11 protein-coding genes are annotated in these 11882 nt (G+C 42.8%); 6 read left to right on the forward strand and 5 right to left on the reverse strand.

Going from position 1 to position 11882, the window contains the following annotated elements:
- Window positions 1–7: 7 nt before the first annotated feature.
- Genes rsmA through NEJAP_RS03990 form a run of 4 tightly spaced genes read right to left on the reverse strand, consistent with a single transcriptional unit; the run spans window position 8 to window position 5792 of the window.
- Entirely contained in the window at window positions 8–817 is an 810-nt protein-coding gene (gene rsmA / locus NEJAP_RS03975) for a 16S rRNA (adenine(1518)-N(6)/adenine(1519)-N(6))-dimethyltransferase RsmA (protein ID WP_201349402.1), read from the reverse strand.
- Window positions 807–1814: a 4-hydroxythreonine-4-phosphate dehydrogenase PdxA gene (gene pdxA, locus NEJAP_RS03980; RefSeq protein ID WP_201349403.1), complete on the reverse strand. Its 1008-nt coding sequence runs from the start codon at window positions 1812–1814 to the stop codon at window positions 807–809. Before pdxA ends, rsmA begins: the two co-directional genes overlap by 11 nt.
- Window positions 1814–3112, reverse strand: coding sequence for a peptidylprolyl isomerase (locus NEJAP_RS03985; RefSeq protein ID WP_236591055.1), 1299 nt, complete (start codon window positions 3110–3112; stop codon window positions 1814–1816). Before NEJAP_RS03985 ends, pdxA begins: the two co-directional genes overlap by 1 nt.
- The gene (locus NEJAP_RS03990) at window positions 3099–5792 is read right to left on the reverse strand and encodes an LPS-assembly protein LptD (RefSeq protein ID WP_201349404.1); all 2694 of its coding nucleotides are present in this window, start codon (window positions 5790–5792) and stop codon (window positions 3099–3101) included. The genes NEJAP_RS03985 and NEJAP_RS03990 overlap by 14 nt, the downstream gene beginning before the upstream one ends.
- Before the next feature lie 66 nt (window positions 5793–5858).
- On the opposite strand from NEJAP_RS03990, the gene NEJAP_RS03995 reads away from it, so the two are divergent.
- From NEJAP_RS03995 to djlA, 3 genes are read left to right on the forward strand one after another with little or no spacing between them, the layout of a single operon-like run.
- Window positions 5859–6890 carry an aminoglycoside phosphotransferase family protein gene (locus NEJAP_RS03995; protein ID WP_201349405.1) on the forward strand — a complete coding sequence of 344 codons (1032 nt, stop codon included), beginning with the start codon at window positions 5859–5861 and terminating at the stop codon, window positions 6888–6890.
- Entirely contained in the window at window positions 6887–7558 is a 672-nt protein-coding gene (gene murU, locus NEJAP_RS04000; protein WP_201349406.1) for an N-acetylmuramate alpha-1-phosphate uridylyltransferase MurU, read from the forward strand. The genes NEJAP_RS03995 and murU overlap by 4 nt, the downstream gene beginning before the upstream one ends.
- A gap of 1 nt (window position 7559) precedes the next feature.
- Window positions 7560–8405 (forward strand): co-chaperone DjlA, encoded by an 846-nt coding sequence (gene djlA, locus NEJAP_RS04005; RefSeq protein ID WP_201349407.1) that lies wholly within the window; start codon window positions 7560–7562, stop codon window positions 8403–8405.
- Window positions 8406–8407: 2 nt separating this feature from the next.
- On the opposite strand, the gene NEJAP_RS04010 is transcribed toward djlA, so the two are convergent.
- Entirely contained in the window at window positions 8408–9523 is a 1116-nt protein-coding gene (locus NEJAP_RS04010; protein WP_201349408.1) for a DUF3530 family protein, read from the reverse strand.
- 107 nt (window positions 9524–9630) lie between these two features.
- On the opposite strand from NEJAP_RS04010, the gene rpe reads away from it, so the two are divergent.
- The 3 genes from rpe to NEJAP_RS04025 all read left to right on the forward strand — a co-directional run bounded on the left by rpe (window position 9631) and on the right by NEJAP_RS04025 (window position 11861).
- On the forward strand, window positions 9631–10314 hold the full coding sequence (gene rpe / locus NEJAP_RS04015) for a ribulose-phosphate 3-epimerase (protein ID WP_201349409.1): 684 nt from the start codon (window positions 9631–9633) through the stop codon (window positions 10312–10314).
- Window positions 10308–10985 (forward strand): phosphoglycolate phosphatase, encoded by a 678-nt coding sequence (locus NEJAP_RS04020; RefSeq protein ID WP_236591056.1) that lies wholly within the window; start codon window positions 10308–10310, stop codon window positions 10983–10985. Before rpe ends, NEJAP_RS04020 begins: the two co-directional genes overlap by 7 nt.
- Window positions 10986–11219: 234 nt before the next feature.
- A complete protein-coding gene (locus NEJAP_RS04025; protein WP_201349410.1) occupies window positions 11220–11861 on the forward strand; it encodes an XrtA/PEP-CTERM system exopolysaccharide export protein in 642 nt (213 codons plus the stop codon).
- The last annotated feature ends 21 nt before the right edge of the window (window positions 11862–11882 follow it).

Genomic DNA, 11882 nt, shown 5'->3' on the forward strand with positions numbered 1-11882 from the left:
AGCTCTGTTATCTCTCTTGTGGCGTCAAAAAATCAGCAATGGTAATAAAGTCCTTTAACGATAAGCGTTCTGGACGTAGCGAAGGATCGATATTAAGCGCTTCTAACTGCTCCGTGCTGATAATCTCTTTTACGTTATTACGCAATGTTTTACGGCGATGAGCGAAAGAGGTTTTGACAACCTGTTTTAGCAAAGCAGGATCTTTAGCTACAAAAGGAAGTTTTTTATGGGGAGTTAGCCGCACAATAGCTGAATCTACTTTAGGGACCGGGTTAAAAGCTTCTGGGGGAACAATAAATAAAGGTTCAACATCGCAATAATATTGCGCCATAATGCCCAGTCGCCCGTAATTGTTTTCGCCTGTTTTTGCGGCTAATCGGTCAACCACTTCTTTTTGTAGCATGAAGTGCATGTCTAAAATATCGCCAGAGTGGCTTAATAAATGAAAGATTAGCTGTGTAGAAATATTGTAAGGTAGGTTGCCAACAATTCTTAGCGGGCGGCCATCGTCGCATAAGCTCTTGAAATCAAATTTCATTGCGTCAGCTTCGAAAATTTGAAATTTATCTTCGTACCTGAAAAACTTAGTACGCAGGATAGGTGGTAAATCTCTATCTAGTTCAATAGCATCGAGTGCTCCAGCTTCTGCTAGAATTTCTTCTGTTAAAGCACCAAGACCCGGACCAATTTCAACCATGTGGTCGTTAGGGTGAGGGGCTATTGATCGAATGATTTGCCTAATAATTCCTTGGTCTTGTAGAAAGTTTTGACCAAAACGTTTGCGGGCTTTATGCATAGCGGGTTGTTTATTGCTCATGAAAACTCTTTGACTTGTTGCGCGACATCTCGCCCGCATAATGAATAGCTAACGTTAAGCTGCCTGTATCTGCTTTACCTGTTCCAGCAAGGTCTAAGGCCGTGCCATGATCAACAGATGTTCTAATAATCGGCATGCCAAGTGTAATGTTGACTGCGTTGCCGAAGCCTTTGTATTTCAAGACAGGTAGGCCTTGATCGTGATACATCGCTAGCACAGTATCGCATTGATCTAAATATTTAGATGTGAATAGTGTGTCAGCTGGGAGCGGCCCTTGTAACTGGTAGCCTTTACTGCGTAACTCTTCGAGAACGGGCTCTATCGTATCGATTTCTTCTCTTCCCATATGGCCGCTTTCGCCAGCATGCGGGTTGAGACCTGCCACGATTATTCTGGGATTTTCTATACCAAATGTATGTGCCAGATCGTATTGTAATACTTCAATTACATCATGCAATAAGGGTTGTGTAATTGCTGTTGCAACTTGGCTAAGAGGGATGTGAGTGGTGACAAGAGCAACTTTCAACCCTTCTGTTGCAAGCATCATGACTACTTTTTTTGTGCCAGTAAGCTCTTCTAAAAACTCAGTATGGCCTGAGAAAGCGATGCCTGCATCATTAATAATTCCTTTATGGACCGGTGCTGTCACCATCGCATCGAATTGACCATTCATACAGCCATTTGCCGCTAGTGTTAATGTTTCCAGAACATATTTGGCGTTTTCGCTGTCTAGCTCTCCAGGTGTAGTTGTTCTACTTAATTGAACAGGTAATACTTTTATGGTCCTTGCTTGCGTTGGCGATGGATCATCCTCGACATTAAACTTTTCGATTACGATGGGTAAGTCTAATTGGCGCGCGCGTGCATACAGAAGCTCAGGGTCGCAAATGGCAATCAATTCATCAGAGTGTGAGTTTTGTGCTATCTGAATGATTAGGTCTGGGCCAATACCCGCTGGTTCTCCGGCGGTAATGGCGAGTCGTTTACAGAATGTCATTATTGTTTTATCTCAACGTAAGCTGCCGAACGCATTTCGCGAATCCAGTTACCTAGTTCTTCCGTAAATTTACGTTTACTAATGGTTGCTTTGGCTTGAGACTCTAATAGTTTTTCGCCCATGTCTTGCGTGCGTCGATCTTGGACTTCAAGAATATGCCAGCCAAAACGAGATTCAAAAGGAGCACTGACTTCATTAATAGAGGTGCGAGCCATCACTTGTTCAAATTCAGGTACCATTTGTCCTGGAGTAGCCCAATTCAGATCTCCTCCTTCTGAGCCGCTTGCTTGGTCGTCGCTTAGTTCTTTAGCTAAAGCAGAGAAAGATTCACCGTCTTGAATGCGAGTGTAAAGGCGCTGAATTAGTTTTTGTGTTTGTGCTGGCGTGCGGATTTCACTTGGTTTTAATAAAATATGGCGCACTTTGGTTTGGTTGACAAGCTGCTCCTTGCCTCCGCGCTTGTCCCTGAGTTGAGTGATGTAAAAGCCACTAGGTGCTTTGACCGGAGCGCTTATATCACCAGGTTTCATGTCGCTAACAATAGCAGCTAGTTTTTCAGGTAACTCTGTACTTTTTCTCCAGCCTAAATCGCCGCCATTGAGTGCGTTTGGAGCACTGGAAGCGGCGATAGCCATTTCTGCAAAATCAGCATTATCCATCAATGTTTGATGGATTGAGTTTGCTTTTGTCTCAGCTGCTTGGATTTGTTCAGCCGATGCCTGCTCTGGGATGCCTATTAAAATGATACTAAGTAACAACTCTGTTTGATTGGCGGTGGCGGCATCCGACTTAAGGAAATTCTTTATTTCTAAATCTGAGACGCGGATGCGACGGCTAACATTGCTCTGTTGAACTTGCGCGATGAGCATCTCTTTACGAATCTGCTCACGTGCTGCCGTATAGTCCTGGCCTTCAGCAAGTAGGGCCTCTCTAAACTGAACAAGTGTCATGCCATTGCGACTGGCAATATTGTTGATAGCATCATTAAGCTGTCGATCGGTAATTTTGATACCTTGCTTTTTTGCCAATTGCAGCATGAGGTTATCAAGCACTAGGCGATCGAGTACCTGCGGTCCCAGTATGTTATCAGGTGGAATGCGCTGGTTTCTTGCCGTTAGTTGATCACGGATGATTTTAATTCGCTGTGTGAACTCAGACTCTAAAACGATATCATCATTGACAATTGCGACAACGCTATCCAGCTTAACGGGAGCTGCGTGTAAGTGACTAGCCAGTATTATTGAAGCCAGAGTTGTAAGGCTGAAATTACGTATTTTCATAAAGTTAGAATTGATCATTTGTCTCTTCGCGTTGTTCAAAACCAGTTATTTTTTCGATGAAATCGGAGTCGCCGCTGCTACCAACACTACCCAGTCCTTTAAGGACAAACTGTAAATATAAGGCGGTGTCTTTTTCATCATTATCTTTTAACCATTGTCGTGTAATTACCCTTGTTTTCCAGCAACAGCTTTCATACTCCAAGCCGAAAGCGATATCTATATTATCACTTGTCATCCAATCATATTGCCAAACACCTAGGGTTGACCAGTTTTTACTGACAGGCCATAAAAAAGAGGTGGTGCTTTGTTCTCGAACATCTTCAGAAAAGCGGTAGCTGAGGCTGATGAGTCGGTTAATATCTTCTTGATACCTGACTGCTAGGTTGTTTTCTGTATTTCGGATGTCTTCATGGTTGAAGTTGGCATTAAATGTGACATTCACACGCTGGTTAGGCCGCCAGTTTACTCGTGTGGCAATATCTGAATATTTTGACGTGCTGTCGGTTGGCGTTGTGCTGTCAAGCGATACTGCCCTGTCGGCGAAATAAATAGCTTGCCCAACACTGGCGCTGACTGCTTCGCGACCTTTTGGGTCTATGAGTCGAGAAGTTAGCCCAAGAGATAGTTGTTTGGTATCGCCAATACGGTCGTAACCACTGAACCTGTTATTCCTAAAAAGTGAAGCATAGTCAAAGCTGTAGGTTGTGGTATCAAAAACAGGGGAGGCGGACTGGTCGTGTTCTGGTACGTATAAAGCGAAAAGGCGAGGTTCCAATGTTTGCTGATAACTATTGTTTAATAATTTGAAATCTCGCTCAAAGAATAGACCTGAATCGATGCTAATAATGGGCACACTAAGAGAGGGGGAGTCGTTTAACCCATTTACTTGATTGTTAAGAGAGTATTGGGAATACCAAAGTTTTACTCCGGGTTTTATGTATCCACTATCATTGCGAAAAGCAGCAGTGAGTTCTGGTTCTATATGTAAGCGGGTGCCAGTAATTCGGTCACGCCCTGTTAATCCTGTTAAATCTCTATCAAATTGTGTGAGCTGTGCGAAGTAGCTAGCTGTTAACCACTTTTGATTAAGCGTGGGTGTTCCAGAGATTTGTATCTGTGGGAGGCGACGGTAAGGGGTAATGTTATCATCAATAGTTTGGTAGCTTTGCAATAACAGCTCTGATTTCCACTGATTTCCATAGTAAGTTAGTGCTCCACTGCGGTTTAGGTGAACTTCCTCTGAAACGCTTAATTTGGTGCCTAAATCGTCAAAATAGTCATTATCACTAACATGGAGATAATTTATGTCACTTCTCCAGTTTTCTGCAGGGGTGCCTGTGTGGCGTATACCCAGTAACCATCTGTTCTTATCGGTTAGATTATCACCTGCTAAGTAGGAGGTGTTAAGGGTATTTGTCGAAAAGGTATTCATATATCTGAATTCATTTTCTAACAGGAGTCCGCGCTTTTCAAAGAAGCGGGGAGTAAGGGTGTCATCCATGTTCGCGGCTATGTTGAAATAGTAAGGCGTGTCAATATTTAGCCCTTCTGACTCTGTGTAGCGAATGGATGGGTATAAAAATCCGGATTGCCGTCTGTCATCAATGGGAAAACGGAAATAAGGTACGTATAGCACGGGAACGCCAGATAAACGCAAGGTTGCACTTTCAGCTAAGCCAAAGCCTTTGTCTTGGTCTATCTTTATTTTTTTAGCAGAAACTTCCCAGGTGTCTGAAGTCGGCGGGCATTGGGTGTAAGTGCCTTCTTTAATGCTGATGGTTTTGTCTTCATTGCGGGATATTTGCGCGACTGAACCACGGATGCTGTTTTTGTATAATACGTACTGAGCATCGTCTAATGTTGTTATTTTAGTTGATGTGTTGGCTTGAGCGCTTTTCCCCGTAAATAATAACCCAGGTTCTCTGTATGTGGCTCCACCTGTTAGGTTGATGAGCCCTGTTTCCTTATTGATAGTTGCTGAGTTGCTAAAGAGGCTGCGAGAACCTTGAATAATTTTTACGCTACCGGAAAGCGCGGTGCCTTGACCAAGTTCAGTGTGGGCCTCTGATGCATTAGCGATAATGGGTTTGAGGTTGAAGGGGGTTCCATCATCTTCTGGGAGTTCTGGTTCAATATAGCGACCGCTACAATGGCTAGGTGTATCTTCGGTATTAAGGTAAGGATACCAACCTAAGTGAGCGTATGATGCGTCAGTTTGTGAAGAAGTTGCAGAGGTTTCTGGATGGTTTTCCTGCGACTTTGTTGGCGTCTTGCTTTCTTTTGCATTGGCTTGAGGTTTCGGCTCGGTTGCTGATAAAACGGCGGGTGTTGTTTTAGTCGGCAAAGCTCTTTTAGTATCAATCTTTGGGTAAAATGTTGCTGGCTTGTTTTTTGTGGTCGTTAATTGGTCGGGGTAAGCCGCTGGAGTTTTTGTCTTTTCGGAAATTAACGTAGGTAGTATTTTGTTGGGCGGTACTTGTTTGGCTTCCTGCGGAAGGGTACTTGAACAATCCCAGCTGCCATTTTCCTGACGGCAGTTCCATCCGTCTTGATTTGCTAAAGCGGGCTGATGTTGTGCTAAAAGCGCCGTTGTTATAGCAATGCTGAGTTTGTGCGAAGTGTGTTTGAAAAAAGACATTCCAGAAGTTCCATTAACGGATAAACGGCCAGTATATTTAGCGATAGACTCTTTATTCATTTGTGTAACTGGCAAAGTCTGGAATAATAAACATTCAAACGATGATGTACCAGAGGAATCAGCACAATGGGCCAACGGTTATCTGCTTTATTAGAGTGGATTGAAGAATTAAGGGCTTCTCTGGAAGTGGATATCGATGACGGCTGGGAGTTGCAGCCTGTTTCTGGTGATGCGAGCTTTAGGCGGTATTTTCGAGTTAGCTCTAATGGGAACTCGTGGATTGCTGTTGATGCGCCACCTGAACATGAGAATAGTAAAGCTTTTGTAGAAATTGCTGAAGCTTGGCGTCGGCAGGGTGTTCATGTACCTAAAGTAATTAGTGTTGATTTGAAGCAAGGTTTTATGCTGCTGAGTGATTTTGGTGATCGTTTGTATTTGCCAGCTTTACTTGAAGTTGGTTCTGAGCAGCTGTATCGATGCGCTGTTGATGAGTTATTTAAGATTCAGCAATGTGAAAAGGACTCTCTTCCTCATTATGATGGCGCTATGTTACAGAGAGAGATGTCTCTATTTTCCGAGTGGTTCTTAGAAAGGTTGTTGGATGTTGACTTAACCTCTTTCGATAGAGGTGGTCTTCGAGTGTCATTTGAGTCTTTAGAGCGCAGTGCTCTGGAGCAGCCGCTTGTTTGTGTACATCGTGATTTTCACTCACGTAACTTGATGGTTACATCCGAAGATGCGCCAGGGATTATTGATTTTCAAGATGCTGTTAAAGGCCCGATAACTTACGATCTTGTATCGCTGTTTCGTGATTGTTATATAAGCTGGCCTGATGATGAAGTTTATGCGTGGGTTGAGCAGTTTCGTGCTGGGCTTATTGTAAAAGGACAGTTGTCTGATGATGTTTCTATAGCTTCTTTTGAGCGTTGGTTTGATTTAATGGGAATGCAAAGGCATTTAAAAGCCATCGGGATTTTTGCTCGCCTAAGCATCCGTGATGATAAGCATAGTTATTTGCGGGATATACCGAGAACCTTGAAATATATAATTGCTGTTTGTGGTAAGTATCCAGAGCTAAGCTTATTTAAAGAAATAATCGACTTGAAAGTAGTGCCTGCTATGCGCGCTGTTCGCCATTTTGATGATGTGTCTCTATGAAAGCGATGATATTGGCAGCGGGCCTTGGAACTAGGTTGCGCCCTTTGACGTTAACAACTCCTAAGCCTTTGGTGTTGGTTAATGGGAAGGCATTAATTGAATATCATATAGAGAATCTCTCTAGGGCTGGTTTTACAGATATTGTAATTAATCATGCATGGTTGGGTGAGAAGATTGAAGCTGCATTGGGTGACGGTTCACGGTGGGGCGTTAGTATTTCTTATTCTGCAGAGGCGGAACCGCTAGAAACGGGAGGTGGGATTTTTCAAGTGTTGGATCACCTTTCGGGTGATGGTGAAGCATTTGTTGTTGTTAACGGGGATATCTTGTCGGATTTTGATTTTTCTTTGTTGCAGCAATTAACACCTGATGTTGCTCACTTGATACTAGTGGATAACCCAGAGCACAATTTAGAAGGAGACTTTTCTTGTAAGCCAGATGGCTTACTGAGTATGCAAGGCGATAAGCAAACTTTTTCAGGTATAAGTGTATTAACATCTAAGCTCTTTGTTGATTGTGGCATCGGTGCTTTTTCTTTGGGCCCATTGTTGAAATCCGCAATTGCTAAAGGAAGCGTTAGTGGATCGGTTTATCATGGCGCTTGGATTGATGTTGGTACTCATGAGCGATTAGAGCAAGCTGAAAATTATATAAAAGAGAGCAGATGAAATGGCATTTGACCCGCAGTCAGTAGGACAAAACTTTGGCGCATCAATTTTAAAATATCGTAACGGAATAATAATCGGCGCTGTAGTGGGGTTGTTAAGCGGAGGTTTTTGGGGGCTGGTTTTTGGTGGTGTTGTTGGAGGAGTGTTAAGTAAGGCTGTTGTTAAAGCGTTGACTGGAGGTGCTTCTCCTCAAGCAGCTTTTTTTAGAGCAACATTTGCTGTGATGGGAAAAGTGGCTAAAGCAGACGGTCGTGTAACAGAGGAAGAAATACAGTTTGCGCGTGATGTCATGGCGCGAATGAACCTGTCTGAAGAGCGAAGACGTGAGGCTATGGAGTATTTTTCCGAAGGGAAGGATGCCGCGTTTGATATTGCTGATGTGTTAAGGCCGCTGTCTCGTGTTATTCAATCACAAGCGTCTGTAAAAATTATGTTTGTTGAAATTCAGCTGCAAGTTGCGATGGCAGATGGGCAGATGGAGCCTGCTGAGCTGGCTGTGGTGCAAGAGGTTTGTACGCTTTTGCGTATGTCTGGTGTTGAAATGGCTGCTCTCATGTCTCGAATGCAAGCGCAGCAAGCTTTTCAGCAGCAAAGCTATCGACAGCATCAGCATTTTCAGAAAGCGTCTGAGCAGGGGTTGTTAAAAGAAGCGTATGGTGTGCTCGGTGTTAAAGATAGTGATTCTGAAGCTGATATTAAAAAGGCTTATCGTCGATTAATGAGCCAGCATCATCCTGATAAATTGGTAGCAAAAGGGTTACCTCCGGAAATGATGCAGCTTGCAAAAGAAAAAACTCAGGAAATTCAAGCTGCGTACGATCGTATTAAAACGGCTCGTAAAAATTGACTCTAGATAGGGTTCTGTTTTGGGGGGCGAGTAGCGCCGGGTTGTTGGTTGATGCTAGGGGCTGGTTTTGGCGGGATGTTAATGATTTGTTTTTCAGCTTTGATAATGTAGCTTGTTAGAAGTCCGCGAGTATAGCGAAGCAACCATTCTTGTCCTGATAGCTGGTTGGTTATTTGTGGGAGGCGGCTTTGGTGGTAGTTACTTAAGTTGTGTCTGCGTGCCGTTTCGATTCGTAGTTTAGAGGCGTCTTTATAGGGTTTTATTGTGTGTCCTGGGGGCGCGCTATAAATGTCTAAGCTGATTGTTTTTAATTTAGGGATTAAGTCCAGAAGTATGGGCGCGCTAACGTCTTGAGATTGCTGGGCATTAATAATGAGTAATTTTATATCGGCTTGATCTTGTAGGTTGTCTGCAAGCGCTGTTGCCCAGGTTGCTCCTGTACCTACGCCAATTATTACGAAGCGCTTAATGCTTTTTTGTTGCAATGCTTGGATGGCTGCTGCGCCACGTTGCATAATAAGTTTATAGTTTTCAGGAGAATGGTCGGTTTTTGGTGTTGCTTCTTGGATGCTTTGCGCCATGTTTTCTGACGGAGTAACGGGAGGATCTATCTCATCAGCTACTGACCTATCTCTGATGATTTTTAGTGACGGTAGTGTTCTTATTGGATTTGCGTTTGTCGCTGTTTGTGGGAGAGAAAGAGCAAGAGTCGCCCATCCATAGTTACTTAAACCGATTCTAAGAGGATTGGTAACAATTGGCCAGTTGGGGTGCGTTCTATCATCAGGAAAAATAATGGCGCCACCATGTATTATGGCTGAGCTGCTTTCTTTGTAAAAAGCATGAAACTCATTTTCGCCAGAGCCAAGTTGAATGATTTCGGAGTCTGCGTCTTGTTGTAACTGAGATAGGTCGGTTAGTAGTGAGTTTAGAGGATTGGGTTCGCTTCTCGGTATCGATTTTTTTTGCGTTGATGGTGTGAGGCTTGAATCGTTGGTTGTTTCTTCTGCTAATACTGGTTTTTGGTCTTCTTGTGCCCATGACGATTGGCTGTAGCTGATAATTAAGCATAAGGTCGAAATAAAAATATAATAAATCTTGTGAGTTTTAGTTTTCATATGCTGATTATCGGGAAAAATAACTATCCTGCAAGTCTGGCGCTGTTTATATGATTCTGCTTGGGTACAATGGTGCTTCTTAAATACTGTGATGGAAAGTGAATATTATGTCCGATTTTAAAATAGCCCCTTCAATCTTGTCTGCAGACTTTGCTCGCCTGGGTGAAGAGGTTGAGAATGTTTTGAAAGCTGGTGCTGATATCGTTCATTTTGATGTGATGGATAATCATTACGTTCCAAACTTAACGATTGGTCCTATGGTATGTAAAGCTTTAAGAAATCACGGTATAACAGCGCCTATTGATGTGCATTTGATGGTGAAGCCGGTTGATCGAATGATTGCTGATTTTATAGCGGCAGGGGCTACTTACATAACATTTCATCCAGAGGCATCTGAGCATATAGATCGATCCTTGCAGATGATTCGTGATGGTGGATGTAAGTCGGGATTGGTGTTTAATCCAGCGACTCCTTTGCATTATCTTGATTATGTGATGGATAAAGTGGATATGATTTTGCTGATGTCGGTTAACCCTGGTTTTGGTGGCCAGTCCTTTATCCCAGGTACATTGGATAAACTAAGAGATGTTCGAAAACTAATTGATGAAAGTGGTCAAGATATTCGTCTAGAAGTGGATGGAGGGGTTGGTGTAGCTAATATTGCAGAAATAGCAGCGGCAGGCGCTGATACCTTTGTGGCAGGTTCGGCTATTTTTAATACCGATAATTACGAGGAAACCATAGCGGCAATGCGTGTCGAACTAGCGAAAGCTGGTGGCCTTAATTGCTAGTTAAAAATCTGTTTGATGGAGAGCTTCCTCGGCTGGTAATGTTTGATTTGGATGGGACGCTAGTTGATAGCGTTCCAGACCTGACTTCGGCCATTAATAGTGCGTTTAATAGTCTTGAGCTTTGTTCGGTGGAAGAAGCTGACGTGCGGTTGTGGGTTGGCAATGGCGCTCAGAAACTTGTTGAGCGGGCGTTAAGGTATGTTGTGTCAGAATGGTCTGATGCTATGTATGAGCAGGCTTTTTCACATTTTATGGCGAGCTATGAAGATTGCCTTGCTGAGAAAAGTTGTTTGTACTTAGGTGTTCGGGAAGTGTTAAGTAGTTTTCAAGAACTAGATGTGCCAATGGTTATAGTGACTAATAAGCCTATCGCTTTCGTTGGTCCGCTGTTGTCTAGCTTAGATATTGATTCATTTTTTTCTTTAGTGTTGGGTGGTGATTCTCTGAGTGTGAAAAAGCCGGACCCTCTGCCTTTGAATACTGTTTTAAGTGAATACAAAGTGCGCCCAGAACAAGCGTTAATGGTTGGGGACTCTGTTAGTGACTTTTTAGCGGCAAGGTCTGCTGGGTGTCCCGTTGTTTTAGTTTCGTATGGGTATAATCATGGGAAGGGTGTTGTTGAAATGGGTGCGGATGGGGTTGTTTCGAATTTGTTTGACTTGTTTAGATGAGTTTGTTTGAAATGTTCTCTGCAGTACTTATTTTAAAGGGGTATAATTATTTTTTTTGTTTTAAATGAAAAAAATAAAAGAAGTTAAGAGGTACGTTCTTGATAATTTAGTAGGGGTAAATGATTTAATCGACTGATGTTATTCGTAATGTTAGGAGATTATGCTAAATTTAGTTGTATTAAAGCGCGTAGGTTAATGATTGCGTTTCTAATTTAGATGTGAGGAGAGCTGTAGATGCTTATTTTTCCAGGGAAAATATCAAAAAAATTTTTGGTGTTGATTACAGCGTCATTCGTAGGAATGATGTCAGGTTGTGCTAGTAATAATTCATACCCCCCCGTTTCTGAAGAGTCGCGATATGAGCAGCCCGACTATAACTATGTTATTGGTGCGGGAGATGATGTTCAAATTTTTGTCTGGGGTAACGCTGAGCTTTCGACAACTGTACCTGTTCGCCCAGACGGAAAGATTACAACTCGTTTAGTTGAAGACTTAGAGGCAAGCGGTAAGACGTCGACTGAGCTGGCTAGAGAAATCGAAACCATATATTCAGAATATATTAAGAACCCTGTGGTTACTGTAATCATCGATGACTTTATCTCCATACCTACTCAGCAAATTAGAGTTGTTGGGGAAGGCGCTAAACCTCTTAAAATCCCTTATAGCAAGCACATGACACTTCTTGATCTTATGATTGAGGTTGGTGGATTGACTGAGTTTGCCGATGGCAACAAAGCTGTCTTAGTAAGAAGCTTCGAAGGTGAACAGAGCACTTATGGTTTAAGGCTTGATAGCCTTCTGAAGGATGGAGATATAACCGCTAACTTGGCATTGAAGCCGGGCGATATAGTGATTATCCCTGAAGCGTGGTTCTAGTTTTAATAATTACTTGGCGTG

Source organism: Neptunomonas japonica JAMM 1380 (genome assembly GCF_016592555.1).
In the GTDB taxonomy this organism is placed as follows: domain Bacteria; phylum Pseudomonadota; class Gammaproteobacteria; order Pseudomonadales; family Balneatricaceae; genus Neptunomonas; species Neptunomonas japonica_A.